Below are 17,776 nucleotides of genomic sequence, written 5' to 3' on the forward strand. Positions count from 1 at the left end.
ACACGGCGCTCACCTGCGGTACGGGTTCTCCGCGCGCAGCGCCTTGTCGATGATGTCGCCGACGTCACGATCGGTGTAGCTCGGCGGGAGTGGCAGGCCGAGGCGGTCGAGCAGGCGTCTGACCTCGTCCACGGTGGGCTCTTCGGAGAGCGGGGAGGCCTCGCGCAGGTCGAGCTTGACGGCTTGTTCGCGGCTCTGGTGCAGCTCGGTGACGTAGTAGTCGTAGAGCGGCCGGTCGCGCGCGACGTAGAGGCTGACCCGGCTGGGGTCGTCCTGGGTGATGATCAGGCACGTGTCGGAGAGGTCGAAGCGCAGTGCCGGGGCCACCGAGGACAGGTGGACGTCGATCTCCAGGGTGTCCAGCCGCTGCCGGTGCCAGCCGGCGGCGACGACGGTGGCGTAGGCCTCCTTGCGGGTGCGCTCCACGGTCCACTCGGCGAGGTCGCCGCCGGACCCTGGCCCGAACGTGCTCCTGAAGCGGGCGTAGGCGGCGCACACGTGGTCGTCGGCGGGGTTGATGATGTCGATCTTCATGCTGAGGGAGCGCCGCTGCCGTTGCCCTTCGAGCACGCACTCGGGCAACGTGACGGCGCGCAGATAGGTGCCGGTGCCGCCCTTGAACACCCAGCGGGTGGTGGTGCGCCGGGCCTGCTCGTGGGCGAGCGCGGTCTCGGCGCCGGAGAGCGCCCGCACCATCGCCAGGTCCTCGATGGCCCGGCTGGTCCCGGCGGTCGCGGCGCGGACGTCGGCCATGCGGCGCCGGCGCTCGGTGAGCGAGCCGTACACCAGCGCCGCCAGCACCAGCAGCGTGGCGCCGGAGACGATGTTCGGGTCCATGTTGTTGTTGAGGACGTCCATCAGCCCGACGACCACGGCGACGACGATGGCAACGATCCCGTCCGCGTTCCGGACCGCCCACGCGATCCCGTTCTCCAGCCGGCGCCCGGCCCCCTGCGGCGTACTGCTCGTCATGTCCACCCTCCCCCGACGGTGGCTTCCATCGTAGGAGCAAGGACACTCCGTCAGCCATGCGTCAATCGGCCGTCAGCACCTCCAGCGCGGCCGACGCGGCTTCGACCACGGCCGACCGGCCGACGGAGGCCGAAAACCGCTCGTCCGGCTGGTCACGGCCGGCCTCGTCCCGTGCGCGCGTGCGTGGCGGCGTGCGTGCCGTGCGCCACGATGATCAATACCGGGATCCCGTGGGCGGAGACGCGGCCGAGTTCCTTCGGACATCGGGGAACCTGCCGACCACGACGGCCAGTTGCCACAGCGGGGCACCGTCGACGGGTGCGCTCACGGCAGGTCGTCGCGGCCCAGCCAGGTCGGCTTGACCGGTACCCCGTCGTCGTACCGCTCGGCCCCCTCGATCCGTTCCGCCGGCTCATCCGATCCGGTACCGGGCTCGCCCGGCGCGTCCTCGGGTTCCGGGGCGGCTGGTGCGGCGGGTGCGGCGGAGTCGTCCAGCAGCTCCGCCACCGTGAACCGGGGGGCGAACGACTGCCACGCCCCGTCGACGACCAGGAGGAATCCGTCACCCTCCCGGAACAACCGACGGCGCCTGGGGCTTCTGGGGTGTTCGGGCGAGTAGCTCCGGGCCCGCCGCTCCAGTTCCGCGAGCGCCTCGGCCCGAGTCCCGTGGACATGTGCCGGTACGTAAGCCTCGACGTGCTTGCGATCACCGGCACTCACGGTCGTCTCGACGACCAGCCCCCATACCGTCATGTCCCCGGCTCCCCTCGCTCGTACGGCCCCGCACGGCGTCACCGCAATCCCCATGCCGGCGAGGACCGCGTGGTCACAGCCCCACGATCTTGTTCCACCGTTTCGCGAACTCCACCCGCTCGGTGGAGGTGATGTCCCGGGCGATGGCGAGGCGCTTGCGCATGGTGGTGTCGGGGAAGATCAGCGGGTTGTCGGCGAGGGCCGCGGTGTCCTTGTCCTTCGAGGCCGCCAGGACCTCCTTGGCGGCCGGGACGGGGCAGACGTAGTTGACCCAGGCGGCGAGCTTCGCGGCGGTCTCGGGGTCGTAGTAGTAGTCGATCAGGCGCTCGGCGTTGGCCTTGTGGCGGGCCCGGTTGGGGATCATCAGGGAGTCCGACCACAGCTCGGCGCCCTCCTCGGGCACGACGAAGCGGATGTCGGGGTTGTCCGCCTGGAGCTGGATGACGTCGCCGGAGTACGCCTGGCAGGCGAGGACGTCGCCGCTGACCAGGTCCTTGGTGTAGTCGTTGCCGGTGAAGCGGCGGATCTGGCCGCGCCGGATCTCGCGCTCCACGTCGTCGCAGACGCGGTGGAAGTCGTCCGCCGTCCACTGGGTGATGTCCACGCCGTTGCCCTGCATGAGCAGCGCGAAGGACTCGTCGAGGCCGGAGAGGAGGGTCACGCGGCCCTTCAGGTCGCTCGCCCAGAGGTCCCGCACCTGCCGGATCTCGCGGCCCAGCTTCTTGCGGTTGTAGGCGATGCCGGTGATGCCCGACTGCCAGGGCACCGTGCAGAGGCGGCCCTTGTCGAAGGCCGGTGAGCGGAGCAGGGGGTCGAGATACTTCGCCACGTTCGGCTGGTGGGCCCGGTCCATCCGCTGCACCCAGCCCAGCCGGACGAACCGCGCGCACATCCAGTCGCTCATGACGATCAGGTCGCGGCCGGTCGACTGATGGTTCATCAGCGCGGGGCTGATCTTGCCGAAGAACTCGTCGTTGTCGTTGATCTCCTCGACGTAGTCGACCGTGATCCCGGTGCGCTTCTCGAACGCCTCCACCGTCGGCCGCCGGTTGGGGTCCTTGTCGTCGGTGTCGATGTACAGCGGCCAGTTCGCCCAGGTCAGCTTCTTGTCGGCCGTCGACTCGTCGGCGACGGCCCGGTCGCCGGGCGCGACATAGGCGGCGGGCACCCCGCAGCCGGCCAGCGCGCCGAGCGCGGCGGTGCCACCGAGGGCGCGCAGAAGGGAACGGCGGGACAACTGGGGCTTGCGGGAGGGAGTCTGAGACACCCCGGAAGCATGTCGTCCCGCCGGGCACAGGGGCAATCGACGCTGCGTCGAGCAAGGCGGGGCCTGTCGGACACCTTGTCGACGTCGACCGGACAACCCGGAGGCGTGGGGGCTGAATCGATGAGCGACCAGCCCCCACGCACCCGCGGCCGACAAGTGGCCGAACCCGGCGTTGCGTTACTCGCCCAGCGACGTCATCACGTGCTTGATGCGCGTGTAGTCCTCGAAGCCGTACGCCGAAAGGTCCTTGCCGTAGCCGGACTTCTTGAAGCCGCCGTGGGGCATCTCGGCGACCAGCGGGATGTGGGTGTTGATCCACACGCAGCCGAAGTCGAGCTTCTTGGACATGCGCATCGCGCGGGCGTGGTCCTTGGTCCACACCGAGGACGCGAGGGCGTACTCGACGCCGTTGGCCCACTGGACGGCCTGGTCCTCGTCGGAGAAGGACTGGACGGTGATGACCGGGCCGAAGACCTCGTTCTGGATGATCTCGTCGTCCTGCTTCAGGCCGGAGACGACGGTCGGGGCGTAGAAGTAGCCCTTGTCGCCGACCTGGTGGCCGCCCGCCTGGACCTTGGCGTGGGCGGGGAGGCGGTCGATGAAGCCGGAGACCTGCTTGAGCTGGTTCGGGTTGTTCAGGGGGCCGTACAGGACGTCCTCGTCGTCCGGCTGGCCCGTCTTCGTCTCGGCGGCCGCCTTCGCCAGCGCCGACACGAACTCGTCGTGGATCGACTCGTGGACCAGGACGCGGGTCGCGGCCGTACAGTCCTGGCCGGCGTTGAAGAAGCCCGCGACCGAGATGTCCTCGACGGCCTTGGCGATGTCGGTGTCCTCGAAGACGACGACCGGGGCCTTGCCGCCCAGCTCCAGGTGGACCCGCTTGACGTCCTTCGACGCCGACTCGGCCACCGACATGCCCGCGCGGACCGAGCCGGTGATCGACGCCATCGCCGGCACGGAGTGCTCGACCATGAGGCGGCCCGTGTCGCGGTCGCCGCAGATGACGTTGAAGACGCCCTTGGGCAGGATCGAGCCGATGATGTCCGCGATGAGGACGGTGGAGGCGGGGGTCGTGTCCGAGGGCTTCAGGACGACCGTGTTGCCCGCGGCGATGGCCGGGGCGAACTTCCACACGGCCATCATCATCGGGTAGTTCCAGGGGGCTACCTGGGCGCAGACGCCGACCGGTTCACGGCGGATGATCGAGGTCATCCCCTCCATGTACTCACCGGCCGAGCGGCCCTCCAGCAGCCGCGCCGCGCCCGCGAAGAAGCGGATCTGGTCGACCATCGGCGGGATCTCCTCGGAGCGGGTGAGCCCGGTGGGCTTGCCCGTGTTCTCCACCTCCGCCGCGATCAGGTCCTCGGCGCGCTCCTCGAACGCGTCGGCGATCTTGAGCAGAGCCTTCTGGCGCTCGGCGGGAGTGGTGTCGCGCCAGGCCGGGAAGGCCGCGGCGGCGGCCGCCATCGCGGCGTCGACGTCCGCCTGTCCGGACAGCGGCGCGGTCGCGTACGCCTCGCCCGTCGCCGGGTTGACCACCTCGGTGGTCCGTCCGTCGGCGGCGTCCCGGAACTCACCGTCGATGTAGTTGCGCAGACGACGCAGCTCGGTGCTCACTGCCGGCCTCCTGATCAGGTACTCGCTGTCCGATTACTGAGACACCCACCCTAGCCGTCAAGCCCACGTTTTCAACACCCCCACCACCATCAGTTCTGCGAAATCCGCAAGACTCGGACTCTCAAACAACGAATTTCATCGCCTAAGGGTTGCGAAACTGTCGAGACCTCGTGCACAGTGAGGTCGTGGCCAGTCGAAGCGCAGACCAGAGGGACTCGTCCCGCGAGTCCAGGAGCGGCACCCCCCAGCTGGATGCCGTCTCCCTCGCCATCATCCAGCAGCTCCAGGAGGACGGCCGCAGGCCGTACGCCGCGATCGGCAAGGCCGTCGGCCTGTCCGAGGCGGCCGTACGCCAGCGCGTCCAGAAGCTGCTGGACCAGGGCGTGATGCAGATCGTCGCCGTCACGGACCCGCTCACCGTGGGCTTCCGCCGGCAGGCGATGGTCGGGATCAACGTCGAGGGTGATGTCGAGTCGATCGCGGACGCGCTCACTGACATGTCGGAAGTCGAGTACGTGGTGATGACCGCGGGCTCGTTCGACATCCTCGCCGAGATCGTCTGCGAGGACGACGACCACCTGCTGGACGTCATCAACAAACGCATCCGGTCCCTGCCCGGAGTGCGCTCCACCGAGAGCTTCGTCTATCTGAAGCTCAAGAAGCAGACCTACATGTGGGGAACCCGATAACCGTGAGGACCCGATAACCGTGAGCACCAAGGACCTCAGCCGCACCGCGTACGACCACCTGTGGATGCACTTCACCCGCATGTCCTCGTACGAGAACTCCCCCGTCCCGACCATCGTCCGGGGTGAGGGCACCTACATCTACGACGACAAGGGCAAGCGCTACCTCGACGGTCTCGCGGGTCTGTTCGTGGTCCAGGCCGGTCACGGCCGCACGGAACTCGCCGAGACCGCCTTCAAGCAGGCTCAGGAGCTGGCCTTCTTCCCGGTGTGGTCCTACGCCCACCCCAAGGCGGTCGAGCTGGCCGAGCGCCTCGCCGACTACGCCCCGGGCGACCTCAACAAGGTCTTCTTCACCACCGGCGGCGGCGAGGCCGTGGAGACGGCCTGGAAGCTCGCCAAGCAGTACTTCAAGCTGACCGGCAAGCCCACCAAGTACAAGGTCATCTCGCGTGCGGTCGCCTACCACGGCACCCCGCAGGGCGCCCTGTCCATCACGGGTCTGCCCGGTCTGAAGGCGCCGTTCGAGCCGCTCGTCCCGGGCGCGCACAAGGTGCCGAACACCAACATCTACCGCGCGCCGCTCTTCGGCGACGACCCGGAGGCCTTCGGCCGCTGGGCCGCCGACCAGATCGAGCAGCAGATCCTCTTCGAGGGCCCGGACACCGTCGCCGCGGTCTTCCTGGAGCCGGTGCAGAACGCCGGCGGCTGCTTCCCGCCGCCGCCCGGCTACTTCCAGCGCGTGCGCGAGATCTGCGACCAGTACGACGTGCTGCTCGTGTCGGACGAGGTCATCTGCGCCTTCGGCCGCCTGGGCACGATGTTCGCCTGCGACAAGTTCGGCTACGTCCCGGACATGATCACCTGCGCCAAGGGCATGACCTCGGGCTACTCCCCGATCGGCGCGTGCATCATCTCCGACCGCCTTGCCGAGCCGTTCTACAAGGGCGACAACACCTTCCTGCACGGCTACACCTTCGGCGGCCACCCGGTCTCGGCGGCCGTGGGTCTCGCCAACCTCGACCTGTTCGAGCGCGAGAACATCAACCAGCACGTGCTGGACAGCGAGGGCGCGTTCCTGCAGACGCTGCAGAAGCTGCACGACCTGCCGATCGTCGGCGACGTCCGCGGCAACGGCTTCTTCTACGGCATCGAGCTGGTGAAGGACAAGAACACCAAGGAGTCCTTCAACGAGGAGGAGACCGAGCGCGTCCTGTACGGCTTCCTCTCCAAGGCGCTGTTCGACAACGGCCTCTACTGCCGTGCCGACGACCGCGGCGACCCGGTCATCCAGCTCGCCCCGCCGCTGATCTCCAACCAGGAGACCTTCGACGAGATCGAGCAGATCCTGCGCGCCACCCTCACGGAGGCGTGGACGAAGCTCTGATCACGCTCCGGATCACACTCCGGATCACGCCCGGATGATCCTTTGATCCTTCCGGATGATCAACACCGGCCCCGGTGCCCCCGTTCGAGTGAGAACGGCGGCCCGGGGCCGTGTACTGTCCGGCCCTCCGGTAACGGCTGCCTAGCGTTCCAGTGACCGATCAGCCCAGCGTTCGTTCCCCCGCACGAGGGAACAGGCACGGGAATAGCGGATCAGAACCGAGGTGTACGACCATGGAGGCCCCGCCGGACAACGACGTGCTCTGGGCACGCGCGCTGCACTTCAGGCACCCCGACGGGTCGCCCGGGCTCGCCGGGGTCTCGCTCGCCGTACGCGAGGGCGAGATCCTCGCCGTCATCGGCCCGCGCGGCAGTGGCAAGACGACCCTGCTGCGCTGTCTGTCGGGTCTGGTGCCGGTGCGCGAGGGCGAGGTGTGGTTCAACAGCACGCCCCTGCACACCCTGGGCCCGATGCGCCGCGAGCGGCTGCGCCGGGACCGCTTCGGCTGGATCGACCCCGCGCCGGTCCTGGTCCCCGAGCTGAACGCCTGGGAGAACGTCGCGCTCCCCCTGATGCTGCGCGGCGCCGGGCGCCGCAGGGCCAAGGTCGCCGCGCTGGAGTGGCTGGAGCGGCTCGACGTCGGCGACAAGGCCCGCAACCGCCCGCACGCCCTGCACCAGGCCGAACGGCAGCGCGTCTCGATCGCCCGGGCGCTGGCCCCGGCCCCCATGGTCCTCTTCGCCGACGAGCCGACGGCACCGCTGCACCGCGCCGACCGCACCCATGTGCTGCGCACGCTCACCACGGCCGCCCGCTCGCACGGCATCACCGTGGTCCTCGCCTCGCACGAGGCCGAGACCGCCGCCCTCGCCGACCGCACCGTGGCCCTGCTGGACGGCCGCAGTGTGCGCACCCTGCGGCTGCCGGACGTCCCCGACACGGAAGGCCGGGCCGCGTGCTCGCTCTCCGTCTGACCCGTGCGGCCCGGCCCGCCGTCCAGCTGCGCCGCCTGCTGGTGGCCGCGGCGGCCGGCGGCACCGGATTCCTGATGCTGGCCTGCCTCGGCTACGCCCTGGGCCGCCCGGAGCGTGCGGACGCCGCCGCGCTGCGGCTCGCCTGGTCCGTGGTGCCGTTCGCCGCCACGGTGTACTTCGCGCTCGCCGTCGCCCGCACCGACCCCGGCACCCGGCCGCGGCCCGGCCTGTCCGCCGTGGGCCTCGGCCCGGCCCGCCTGATGGCGGTCTCCGCGCTGACCACGGCCCTGTCCTGCACGCTCGGCTCGCTGCTGGCCCTGCTGGCCTTCCTCCATCTGCGCGGCGACCTGACGGGCCTGCCCTTCGACGGCGCGGCCGCGGACTTCCTGGCCGCCGGCCGGCCCCTCCCCGTCCCGGCGGCCGCGACCCTGCTGGCCCTGCTCCCGGCCGCCGCCTCGACCACCGTGGCCGTCGCCCTCCGCCCGAGAGACCCCCGCCCCGCCACCCCGATCCTCCGTATGTACGGCCGCTTCGGCGCGTACGGCCACCCGGCGGCCCGGGAGACCTTCGGCGCGTACGGCCGCTTCGGCGCCCGCCTGGGCCGCAGGACAGCTACCGAGGGCCGGTCGGCGGCGGACCACCGGACCGCGGGCGACGGCGACGGCGACGGCGACGGCGAGCAGCAGGGTCGTGGGTCCGCGGGCGGCCGTGGTGACGCCGGGCCATCGCAACCGCCCGCCGCGGACCGTCGCGCTGCGACGGGAGCGGCCGACGAAGCCGACGACGGCGGGCGACGCAGCCGCCGGTTCGCGGACCGTCGTGCGGCGACGGGAGCAGCCGACCAGGCCGAGGACAGCGGGCAGCACAACCGCCGGATCGCGGACCGTCGCACGGCAACGGAAGCGGCCGGCGAAGCCGAGGACGGCGGGCAGCACAGCCATCGCTTCGCGGACCGTCGTGCGGCGACGTGGGCGGCCGGCGAAGCCGAGGGCGGCGGGCGGCACAGCCGTCGGTTCGCGGGCGGCCGTGCGGCGGTGGGACCGGCCGGGTCGGCCGGCGACGGCGGGCCGACCCAGCCGCAGCCCACGGGCAGGCGCGGCGCCGGCGCGGCTCCCGGCCCGGCGAACGACGGCACCCCGTCGGCGCCGGGCGGCGCAACCGACCCCGAGTCCCCGTCCCCGGACGCCGGCTGGACCGACGTCACCCGCAGGCCCCCCAAGGACGCTCCCGTCGGACTCCCTTGGGGCATCGCCGTCCTCACCACCGGCCTCACCGTCCAGGCCTACGCCGAGCGCTCGAACATCGCCGTGCTCACCGGCTGGCTCCTCGCCGCCACCGGCCTGGTCCTCGCCGCGCCCGGCCTCACCCACCTGTGCGGCCTGCTCCTGCAGTCCACCCGCCCCGGCGCCCTGCGCCTCCTCGCCGGCCGGGTCCTGATGACGGAGGCCACCCGCATCGGCCGCCCCCTGGGCGTCGTCAGCGCCGTCACGTCCGCCGGTTACGCCATGACCACGCTGTACGCCGGCTCGGCACCGTCGTTCGGCCCCCTGACCACCCTCGGCGCCTCGCTGGTCACCGGCTGCACGATCGCCACCGTGCTCACCGCGGCCGTGGAGACCCGCCAGTGCCGGGCCGAAACGACCGCCGCACTGCTGCGGCTGGGCGCTCCGGTCGGGACGCTGCGCGCGGCCGCGGCCCTGCGCGCGGCGGCCCTGCTGGCGCTGTTCGGCCCGCTCACCCTCCTCATCGCCGCCCTGTCGGCCCTCCCCGTGGACCGCTGAGCCGCCCACGGGCCGAAAAAAAGTTCCCGGCGGCCGATGAGTTCTCCCGGGACCCCCGGTCTACCCACCGAACACACTGGCTCCAGCACGAACTCACCACGGGAGAAACCCTCATGTACCAGCAGATGATCTTCGTGAACCTGCCCGTGAACGACCTCGACGCCTCGAAGAAGTTCTTCACGGAACTCGGCTACACCATCAACCCGCAGTTCAGCAACGAGAACGCCGCCTCCGTGGTGATCAGCGACACCATCGTCGCGATGCTGCTCACCAAGCCGTTCTACGCGACCTTCACCCAGAAGGAGATCGCCGACGCCACCACGACGAGCGAGGTGCTCGTCTGTCTGAGCGCCGAGAGCCGCGAGAAGGTGGACGAGCTGGTCGACAAGGCGATCGCGGCGGGCGGCAAGGCCACCGGCCGGACCCAGGACCACGGCTTCATGTACGGCCGCGCCTTCGACGACCTCGACGGCCACACCTGGGAGGTCATGTGGATGGATCCGGCCGCGATCCAGGGCTGACCGGCTCCCTCAAACGTCCCCCTGCTTAATAAGCAGGTAAAGCCAACTGCCAGTGGCGGCATATGCATTGACACTGCTTACGGAGCGCTTATAAACCTGTGAGCCTCCTGGGGAAGTTGGGGCCTCACCTCATCTGTCGCCCCAACCCCCCTCAAACCCCCCGCAGTTATGCACTATGCAAAGGACAAACGTGTCCATAACCCGCCGCAGCGTACGCCGTTCCGTACGCATTCTGGGAGTTGCCTCCGCCTCGGCCGCGGTGGTGCTGGGTCTGTCCAGCTCCGCGTTCGCGTGCGACATCAGTGAGTTCAAGGCCGAAGCCAAGTGCAACGGCGACCAGGGCGTCATCGTCGTCACCGACACCGACGCCTCCGGTACCCCCGCCACCATCACCGTGTTCCGCACGAACAACGGCGGGGTCGAGAAGCAGATCGGCGAGCAGCAGGTCAAGGGCTCCGTCCTGGGCGCCTCGGTCACCTTCTCGGAGAAGTGGAAGGCGAACGCGACGTACCGCGTCCACGTCACGGCCGGCCCGTACGTCGACAAGGACATCGCGGGCGGCCTGACGACCCCGGCCACCGCCTGCACGAGCGAGAGCCCCACCCCGACCACGCCGGCCTCCCCGAAGCCGTCACCGTCGACGTCCAGCCCGGCCGGGTCGGCGACCCCGACTCCGTCGGCCTCCAGCTCCGCCCCGGCGAGCGCCGCGCCGAGCAACGCGCCGTCCCCGGCGGCCGGCAGCTCGAACCTCGCCGAGACCGGCGCCAGCTCCAACACCGGTCTGATCGCCGGCGTCGCAGGCGCGCTGGTCGTCGTCGGCGGCGGCGCGGTCTTCTTCGGCATGCGCCGTCGTGGGACCCGCGGCAACGGCTGACGCCCCGCCCTCGGAGAGCAGCTCCGCTACACACCGCGGCCCGTCCCCCTATCCCCAGGGGACGGGCCGCGGCCGTATGCCCGCATACGGCTGTACGGGGCTCGGTGTGCGGGGCCCGGCTCAGCCGAACTTCGCCCGGTCCACCCAGAACTCCAGCAGCTCGCGCTCGCCGAGGATCTCCAGCCCGGGTGTGTCCAGGGGCAGCCTCTGGTAGAAGGCGAGCAGCACGGAGGTGAGCGGGCCGCGCAGGGCGACCGTGGCCTTCTCGTGCCCGCGCCGCCAGCTGATCGCCTCCTCGCCCAGCTCAACCAGCCACTCGGCGTTCAGTTCGGGGTCGGTGTCGGTGGCGTGCAGATGGATGGAGCCGCCCGGTCGGCTCAGGTCCCGCGCCGGGTCCTTCGGCAGGTTCCGCTGCACCCACTCCACGAGCTGGAGCCACTCGTCCAGCGCGTCCGCGGCGACGTCCGGCGCGACCTCGTACGGCAGCCCGGCCGCGAGCGTGGCGTCGGCGCGGTGCACGGTGATCTCGTGGGTCATCCGGCGCGCCCAGAACCCCACGTTCGCCGATCCGGCAAAGGTCCACACCTCGGTGTCCGGCCCGGCCTCGCGCAGCGCGCCGACGACCAGGTCCCCGGTCTCCGCGAGCCAATGGTCCAGGGCCGCCGCGTCGCCCCGCTTCTCCGGCCCCTTGGCCAGCGGGATCCGCTCGGGCGGGATGTTCTCCTGCGCACGGCTCCGCACCAGGGCGTCGACCCAGCGCAGGGCGCCACCCATATGCCGTACGAGATCCTCCAGCGACCAGTCCGGGCAGGTCGGCACGGTCGCGGAGAGGTCGGCGCCGGAGGTCACCACGGCCCTCAACTGCTCGACCTGGTGGGTGATTTCATCGCAGTAACGGTCATGCGCGAGCAAAGTCATGCCCCCAGCCTAGGGGTCGGATGATCAGTGCAGCACGACGATCTCGGCCGTGTCGAACTCCACGCCGACCGCGTCCTGGACCTCCGGCGCGTCCCGCAACGCACAGGCCGCCTCCAGGCGCGGACCGCCGTCGCCGGGCTGGAGGTGGACGGCCACATGGGTGCCCTTGAAGGTGCGGGCGGTCACCGTGCAGGGCAGGCCGGCATCGGCCGCCACGAGCCGTACCCCGGCGGGCCGGACCAGCAGCGTGCGCGCGCCCTGCGGGGAGCCGTCGGGCACCGGCAGCTTGCCCCAGGGGCTGACGGCGGCCGTACCGGCGACGGTCGCCTCGACCACGTTGTCGAAGCCGAGGAAGCGGGCCACGAAGGCGTCGGCGGGCCGCTGCCACACCTGAAGCGGCGTACCGGACTGTGCGATCCGCCCGTCCCGCATCACCACCACCCGGTCGGCCAGCGCGAACGCCTCCCCCTGGTCGTGGGTCACGGCGAGCACGGTCGTCCCCAACCGGCCGAACAGCTCGCGCAGTTCGACCACCAGTCGCTCCCTGAGCGAGCGGTCGAGCTGGCCCAGCGGCTCGTCCAGCATCAGCAGCCGGGGCTTCGGCGCGAGCGCGCGGGCGAGGGCCACGCGCTGCTGCTCGCCGCCGGACAGGGAGGCCACGGCCCGACGGGCGGCACCGGGCAGTCCGACCAGTTCCAGCAACTGCCCGACCTGCGTGTCCCGTTCGCCCTTGGTGGCGCCCTGCATGCGCGGCCCGAACGCCACGTTCGCGCCGACGTCCCGCTGCGGGAAGAGCTGGTGGTCCTGGAACATCAGGCCGACGCCCCGCTTGTGCGCGGGCACGCCCGTCTGGTCACGGCCGTCGAGCACGACCCGGCCGCCGGACAGGGGCTGGAGCCCGGCGACCGCCCGCAGCAGGGTGGACTTCCCGCTGCCGCTGGGCCCGAGGACGCACACCACCTCGTGCTCGGCGACGTCGAGGTCGACCGCGTCGAGCACGGCCCGCCCGCCGAAGCGGACGGTCGCGGCAGCGAGGCTGAGCAGCATCAGGACTCCCCCGTCGGCTTCTTCGGCATCTAGAACTCCCCGGTCCGGTCGGTGCGCAGCCGCTCCAGGATCAGCAGCGCGGCGGCGCACACCACCATCAGAAGGGTCGAAAGGGCCATCGCCTGGCCGTAGTTGAGGTCGCCGGGGCGGCTGAGCAGCCGGGCCACGGCGACCGGGAGCGTCGGGTTGTCGGGCCGGGCGATGAACACGGTCGCCCCGAACTCGCCGAGCGAGACGGCGAACGCGAACCCGGCCGCGACCAGCAACGCCCGCCGCACCAGCGGCAGATCCACCTCCCGCCACACCCGCCACGGCGAGGCCCCGAGCACGGCCGCCGCCTCGCGCAGCCGTCCGTCGACGGCACGCAGCACGGGCAGCATGGTCCGTACGACGAAGGGGGCGCCCACCAGCGCCTGCGCGAGCGGGACGAGGATCCAGGACTGTCTGAGGTCCAGGGGCGGCTTGTCGAGCGCGATCAGGAAGCCGAAGCCGACGGTCACGGCGGACACGCCGAGCGGCAGCATCAGCAGCGCGTCGAAGCCCCGCACCAGCCGACCGGCGTCCCGGCGGGCCAGCGCGGCGGCGGCGAGACCTCCGATCACCACGGCGATGGCGGTGGCGGCGCCGGCGTACTGCAGTGAGGTCCACACCGCGTGCACGGGCGCCACCAGGAACGTACCGCCGTCGGCGTTCGTCAGTGCGCGGTAGTAGCCGAGGCCGGGTGCGTCGAGGGAGCGGCGGACGAGGACGGCGAGCGGCAGGGCGAGGAGCAGCGCGATGGTGACGAGGACGGCGGCGAGCAGGGTCCACTGGCCCGCGCCACGCGGCCGCCGAGCGGTGATCTCGGCGTCCACCAGCCGCAGGGCGGTCTCCCGGCGCCGTACCGTCCAGGCGTGCACGGCGAGGATCGCGCCGACGGCCACGAACTGGACGAGGGTGAGGACAGCGGCCGTGGAGAGGTCGAAGATCTCGGAGGTCTGCCGGTAGATCTCCACTTCGAGCGTGGAGAAGGTGGGGCCGCCGAGGATCTGGACGACGCCGAAGGAGGTGAAGGTGAACAGGAACACCATCAGCGCGGCGGCGGCCACGGCGGGCGCCAGGGCCGGCAGGGTCACCTTCCGCCAGGCGCCGAGCGGCGAGGCGCCCAGCATCCGGGCGGCCTCCTCCTGGCGGGGGTCGAGCTGGGCCCACAGCCCGCCGACCGTCCGGACGACGACCGCATAGTTGAAGAAGACGTGTGCCAGCAGGATCGCCCACACCGTGGTGTCCAGCCGTACGCCCCACAGGTCGTCCAGCAGGCCGCCCCGGCCGACCAGGGCCAGGAAGGCCGTGCCGACGACGACGGTCGGCAGCACGAACGGCACGGTGACGACGGCCCGCAGCAGCCGCTTGCCGGGGAAGTCGAGCCGGGCGAAGACATAGGCCGCGGGCAGCGCGAGGAGCAGGGTGAGCGCGGTGGAGGCGAGCGCCTGCCAGATGGTGAACCACAGCACGTGCCGGATGTCCGGCTGCGTGACCACGTCCGTGATCCGCCCGAACTGCCAGGCGCCGTCCGCCTTCAGGCCGCGCGCGACGATCGCGGCCACGGGCCAGGCGAAGAACACGGCGAAGAACGCGACGGGCAGGGCCATCAGGCCGAGCCGCGCCGCGTTCCCCCGCCGGGGTCCGGCTGCTTCAGCTGCTTCAGCTACTTCAGTACGAGCGAGGTCCACGACTTGACCCACTGGTCACGGTTGGCGGTGATCTTGCCGGGAGCCATGGTCTCGGGGTGCTGGGCGGCCGGGCCGTACTCGGTGAACTCGGCGGGCACCTTCGCGCCGTCCAGCACCGGGTAGACGTACATGTTCAGCGGCATGTCCTCCTGGAACTCCTTGGAGACCAGGAAGTCGATGAACGCCTGGGCACCCTTGGGGTTCCTGGCGTTGCTCAGCAGTCCGGCGAACTCGATCTGCCGGAAGCAGGTGCCGCTCGCCACGCCGGTCGGGGCGGTGCTGGGCCGCTTCTTGGCGTAGATCACCTCGGCGGGCGGGGAGGAGGCGTACGACACGACGAGCGGCCGGTCACCGCCCGCCTTCTTCCCCTCCGACGAACCGGAGAACTCCTGGTAGTAGGCCTGCTCCCAGCCGTCGACGACCTTGACGCCGTTGGCCTTGAGCTTCTTCCAGTAGTCCTGCCAGCCGTTGTCACCGAACTGTGCGGCGCTGCCCAGCAGGAAGCCGAGGCCGGGCGAGGAGGTCGCGGCGTTCTCGGTGACCAGGAGGTTCTTGTACTCGGGCTTGGCCAGGTCGGCGAAGGACTGCGGCGGGGTCAGCTTGTGCTCGCTGAAGTAGGCCTTGTCGTAGTTGACGCAGATGTCGCCGTAGTCGACCGGCGTGACCCGGTGCTTGTCCTGGTCGAGCTGGTAGGCGGCGCCGACCTTGGCGAGGCCTTTGGCCTGGTACGGCTGGAAGAGGCCGCCCGCGAGGGCGCGGGAGAGCAGGGTGTTGTCGACGCCGAAGAAGACGTCGCCCTGCGGGTTGTCCTTGGTCAGGAGCGCCTTGTTGACGGCCTGCCCGGCGTCGCCGTCCTTGAGGACGTGGACCTTGTATCCGGACTGCTTCTCGAAGTCGCCCAGCACGCTCTTGGAGACGGCCCACGAGTCGTGGCTGACGAGGGTGACGGTCTTGGAGTCCGAGGACGACTTGGTGGCTGTCGATCCACACCCGGTCAGGGCGGACAGCGTGATCAGGCCGAGGCCGGCCGCCACGGCCACGAAGGTCTTGTTGTGCACTGGATGTTCTCCTGGGGGTTGGCCAGGAAGAACGCGGCCCTGCCCGGAGGTCCGGGCAGGGCGCAACAGCTTGAGTGATGACCGAACTTCCTACCCAGAATGACCTGGGCGAGGTTCAGAGGGTCTGCGGCCCTGTCCGCCGCACTCTCAGCGCTGTGGCGCTCCCCTGTCGGAATATGAAGGTGTCCGATATGCAGATGTCGATATGAAGATATGAGTGCCGCCGGCCAGATTACCGCTCGGTGGCCGCGAGCTGACCACAGGCTCCGTCGATCTCCTGCCCCCGGGTGTCCCTGATCGTGACGGGCACACCATGGGCGGCGATCGCCTCGACGAAGGCCTTCTCGTCCTCGGGCCGGGAAGCGGTCCACTTCGAACCCGGCGTCGGGTTGAGCGGGATGAGGTTGACGTGCACGGGCTTGCCCTTGAGCAGCCGGCCGAGCCGGTCACCGCGCCAGGCCTGGTCGTTGATGTCGCGGATGAGCGCGTACTCGATGGACAGCCTGCGCCCGCTCCTCTCGACGTACTCGAACCCGGCGTCCAGCACCTCGCGCACCTTCCACCGCGTGTTCACGGGGACGAGGGTGTCGCGCAGCTCGTCGTCGGGGGCGTGCAGGGAGATCGCGAGCCGGCACTTGAAACCCTCGTCGGCGAACCGGTGGATGGCCGGCACCAGCCCGACGGTCGAGACGGTGATCCCGCGCTGCGAGAGCCCGAGGCCGTCGGGTGCGGGGTCGGTGAGGGCCCGGATCGCACCCACGACCCGGTTGTAGTTGGCGAGCGGCTCACCCATGCCCATGAAGACGATGTTGGACAGCCGCGCGGGCCCGCCGGGCACCTCGCCGTCCCGCAGCGCCCGCATGCCGTCCACGATCTGGTGGACGATCTCGGCGGTGGACAGATTCCGGTCCAGACCCGCCTGCCCGGTGGCACAGAACGGACAGTTCATGCCGCAGCCCGCCTGCGAGCTGATGCACATGGTGACCCGGTCCGGGTACCGCATCAGCACCGACTCGACGAGCGTGCCGTCGAACAGCCGCCACAGAGTCTTGCGGGTGGTCCCCTCGTCGGTCGACAGATGCCGTACGACGGTCATCAGCTCCGGGAACAGCGCTTCCTGCAACTTCCCGCGCGACCCGGCGGGGATGTCGGTCCACTGCTCCGGGTCGTGCGCGTACCGCGCGAAGTAGTGCTGCGAGAGCTGCTTGGCGCGGAACGGCTTCTCCCCGATCTCGGCCACCGCGTCCTTGCGCTCGGCGGGCGAAAGATCGGCGAGGTGCCGCGGCGGCTTCTTGGCTCCGCGCGGGGCGACGAAAGTGAGTTCTCCGGGCTTAGGCATGGCTGTACCAGTGTCTCAGATCGAATCGGGTGACCCTCGCGGTAGCGTTTTCCCGCCCTCGGCATGTGCATGGCCGGGCTCGCCGGCGGGGTGCGCGGGCACGGGCCGGGCGGACTGTGAAGTTCTGCTGACGAACGGTCGGGTTTCCTGGTCGGGGCTTGTCCCGCTCCGGGCGCTGACGTAACCACATGAGCCATGAACCTATTCGGCCGCAACTCCTTCCACCGGCGCGCGCAGCCGTCCGCCGCTGCCGTGGCGACCGCCGCTCCGGTGGCCAGTGCCCGTGCCACCGCCGTCCTGCCCGACCCCGAACTGGCGGACCTCACCGGCGATTGGCTGATCGATCCCGCGCACAGCAGGATCGGGTTCTCGGTGCGGCACGCGATGGTGACGACGGTGCGCGGCGCCTTCACGCAGTACGAGAGCCGCCTGCACTTCGACGGCCGTGATCCGGCCCGCTCCCGGGCCGATCTCGTGTTGTACACCGCCAGCGTCGACACCGGCGTCGAGCAGCGCGACGCCCATCTGGTCGGCCGGCAGTTCCTGGACGCCGCGGCCCATCCGCGGATGACGTTCACGAGCACGGCCGTGCGGCTCACGGGCAAGGACGTCTACCGGATGACCGGCGATCTCACCATCAAGGACACCACCCGCCCCGTGGAGCTGGAGCTCACCTACATCGGTCATGTGACCGACGCCTTCGGTGACGAGCGGGCCGGCTTCGACGGCACGACCACCATCAACCGCCTGGACTGGGGTCTGACCTACGACGCCCGGCTGGCCCAGGGCGGGACGATGGTCAGCGAGACGGTCCGCCTCCAGTTCGACATCGCCGCGATCCGCGCCACCCCCACGGTCTGACGTCCGTCC

Annotated in this window: 16 protein-coding genes and 1 riboswitch; of the genes, 7 read left to right on the forward strand and 9 right to left on the reverse strand. The window is 70.7% G+C overall.

What is annotated here, in order from left to right; translation table 11 throughout:
• Positions 1–9: 9 nt before the first annotated feature.
• From AB5L52_RS12895 to AB5L52_RS12910, 4 genes are all read right to left on the reverse strand, one after another.
• Complete coding sequence (locus tag AB5L52_RS12895) at positions 10–972, reverse strand: hypothetical protein (RefSeq protein ID WP_351024562.1); 963 nt, start codon at positions 970–972, stop codon at positions 10–12.
• Between the two features lie 324 nt (positions 973–1,296).
• Positions 1,297–1,725, reverse strand: a complete 429-nt coding sequence (locus tag AB5L52_RS12900; protein ID WP_369364100.1) for a hypothetical protein — start codon at positions 1,723–1,725, stop codon at positions 1,297–1,299.
• 73 nt (positions 1,726–1,798) lie between these two features.
• On the reverse strand, positions 1,799–2,992 hold the full coding sequence (locus AB5L52_RS12905; RefSeq protein WP_369364102.1) for an extracellular solute-binding protein: 1,194 nt from the start codon (positions 2,990–2,992) through the stop codon (positions 1,799–1,801).
• 177 nt (positions 2,993–3,169) lie between these two features.
• A complete protein-coding gene (locus tag AB5L52_RS12910; RefSeq protein ID WP_351024553.1) occupies positions 3,170–4,609 on the reverse strand; it encodes a gamma-aminobutyraldehyde dehydrogenase in 1,440 nt (479 codons plus the stop codon).
• Positions 4,610–4,779: 170 nt separating this feature from the next.
• Here AB5L52_RS12910 and AB5L52_RS12915 point away from each other — a divergent pair, with 170 nt between their 5' ends.
• The 6 genes from AB5L52_RS12915 to AB5L52_RS12940 all read left to right on the forward strand — a co-directional run bounded on the left by AB5L52_RS12915 (position 4,780) and on the right by AB5L52_RS12940 (position 10,832).
• Positions 4,780–5,298, forward strand: coding sequence for an Lrp/AsnC family transcriptional regulator (locus AB5L52_RS12915; protein WP_351024551.1), 519 nt, complete (start codon positions 4,780–4,782; stop codon positions 5,296–5,298).
• A gap of 19 nt (positions 5,299–5,317) precedes the next feature.
• A complete protein-coding gene (locus AB5L52_RS12920; RefSeq protein ID WP_351024548.1) occupies positions 5,318–6,682 on the forward strand; it encodes an aspartate aminotransferase family protein in 1,365 nt (454 codons plus the stop codon).
• 233 nt (positions 6,683–6,915) lie between these two features.
• The gene (locus AB5L52_RS12925) at positions 6,916–7,656 is read left to right on the forward strand and encodes an ATP-binding cassette domain-containing protein (RefSeq protein ID WP_351024546.1); all 741 of its coding nucleotides are present in this window, start codon (positions 6,916–6,918) and stop codon (positions 7,654–7,656) included.
• Positions 7,638–9,437, forward strand: coding sequence for a hypothetical protein (locus AB5L52_RS12930; RefSeq protein WP_369364104.1), 1,800 nt, complete (start codon positions 7,638–7,640; stop codon positions 9,435–9,437). The genes AB5L52_RS12925 and AB5L52_RS12930 overlap by 19 nt, the downstream gene beginning before the upstream one ends.
• Positions 9,438–9,550: 113 nt before the next feature.
• Positions 9,551–9,958: a VOC family protein gene (locus AB5L52_RS12935; RefSeq protein ID WP_351024543.1), complete on the forward strand. Its 408-nt coding sequence runs from the start codon at positions 9,551–9,553 to the stop codon at positions 9,956–9,958.
• A 190-nt stretch (positions 9,959–10,148) separates the two neighbouring features.
• The gene (locus AB5L52_RS12940; protein ID WP_351024540.1) at positions 10,149–10,832 is read left to right on the forward strand and encodes an LAETG motif-containing sortase-dependent surface protein; all 684 of its coding nucleotides are present in this window, start codon (positions 10,149–10,151) and stop codon (positions 10,830–10,832) included.
• 120 nt (positions 10,833–10,952) lie between these two features.
• On the opposite strand, the gene AB5L52_RS12945 is transcribed toward AB5L52_RS12940, so the two are convergent.
• From AB5L52_RS12945 to rlmN, 5 genes are all read right to left on the reverse strand, one after another.
• On the reverse strand, positions 10,953–11,750 hold the full coding sequence (locus tag AB5L52_RS12945; protein ID WP_369364107.1) for a maleylpyruvate isomerase family mycothiol-dependent enzyme: 798 nt from the start codon (positions 11,748–11,750) through the stop codon (positions 10,953–10,955).
• 24 nt (positions 11,751–11,774) lie between these two features.
• The gene (locus AB5L52_RS12950) at positions 11,775–12,797 is read right to left on the reverse strand and encodes an ABC transporter ATP-binding protein (protein ID WP_369364108.1); all 1,023 of its coding nucleotides are present in this window, start codon (positions 12,795–12,797) and stop codon (positions 11,775–11,777) included.
• Between the two features lie 29 nt (positions 12,798–12,826).
• On the reverse strand, positions 12,827–14,428 hold the full coding sequence (locus AB5L52_RS12955) for an iron ABC transporter permease (RefSeq protein WP_351024531.1): 1,602 nt from the start codon (positions 14,426–14,428) through the stop codon (positions 12,827–12,829).
• 56 nt (positions 14,429–14,484) lie between these two features.
• Entirely contained in the window at positions 14,485–15,567 is a 1,083-nt protein-coding gene (locus AB5L52_RS12960) for a thiamine ABC transporter substrate-binding protein (RefSeq protein ID WP_351024530.1), read from the reverse strand.
• Between the two features lie 69 nt (positions 15,568–15,636).
• Positions 15,637–15,745: riboswitch (TPP riboswitch) on the reverse strand.
• A gap of 54 nt (positions 15,746–15,799) precedes the next feature.
• Complete coding sequence (rlmN, locus tag AB5L52_RS12965; RefSeq protein WP_351024528.1) at positions 15,800–16,906, reverse strand: 23S rRNA (adenine(2503)-C(2))-methyltransferase RlmN; 1,107 nt, start codon at positions 16,904–16,906, stop codon at positions 15,800–15,802.
• Between the two features lie 195 nt (positions 16,907–17,101).
• Between rlmN and AB5L52_RS12970 the strand changes: the two genes are divergently transcribed.
• Complete coding sequence (locus tag AB5L52_RS12970) at positions 17,102–17,767, forward strand: YceI family protein (protein ID WP_351024524.1); 666 nt, start codon at positions 17,102–17,104, stop codon at positions 17,765–17,767.
• Positions 17,768–17,776: the final 9 nt, after the last annotated feature.

Source organism: Streptomyces sp. CG4, assembly GCF_041080655.1.
In the GTDB taxonomy this organism is placed as follows: domain Bacteria; phylum Actinomycetota; class Actinomycetes; order Streptomycetales; family Streptomycetaceae; genus Streptomyces.

Excerpts from the sequence above, each read along its gene's own strand:
- AB5L52_RS12935 (WP_351024543.1), top strand. The coding sequence starts at position 9,551 with ATGTACCAGCAGATGATCTTCGTGAACCTGCCCGTGAACGACCTCGAC.
- AB5L52_RS12895 (WP_351024562.1), bottom strand. The coding sequence starts at position 972 with ATGACGAGCAGTACGCCGCAGGGGGCCGGGCGCCGGCTGGAGAACGGG.
- AB5L52_RS12925 (WP_351024546.1), top strand. The coding sequence starts at position 6,916 with ATGGAGGCCCCGCCGGACAACGACGTGCTCTGGGCACGCGCGCTGCAC.
- AB5L52_RS12945 (WP_369364107.1), bottom strand. The coding sequence starts at position 11,750 with ATGACTTTGCTCGCGCATGACCGTTACTGCGATGAAATCACCCACCAG.
- AB5L52_RS12950 (WP_369364108.1), bottom strand. The coding sequence starts at position 12,797 with ATGCTGCTCAGCCTCGCTGCCGCGACCGTCCGCTTCGGCGGGCGGGCC.
- AB5L52_RS12955 (WP_351024531.1), bottom strand. The coding sequence starts at position 14,428 with ATGGCCCTGCCCGTCGCGTTCTTCGCCGTGTTCTTCGCCTGGCCCGTG.
- rlmN (WP_351024528.1), bottom strand. The coding sequence starts at position 16,906 with ATGCCTAAGCCCGGAGAACTCACTTTCGTCGCCCCGCGCGGAGCCAAG.
- AB5L52_RS12970 (WP_351024524.1), top strand. The coding sequence starts at position 17,102 with ATGAACCTATTCGGCCGCAACTCCTTCCACCGGCGCGCGCAGCCGTCC.
- AB5L52_RS12900 (WP_369364100.1), bottom strand. The coding sequence starts at position 1,725 with ATGACGGTATGGGGGCTGGTCGTCGAGACGACCGTGAGTGCCGGTGAT.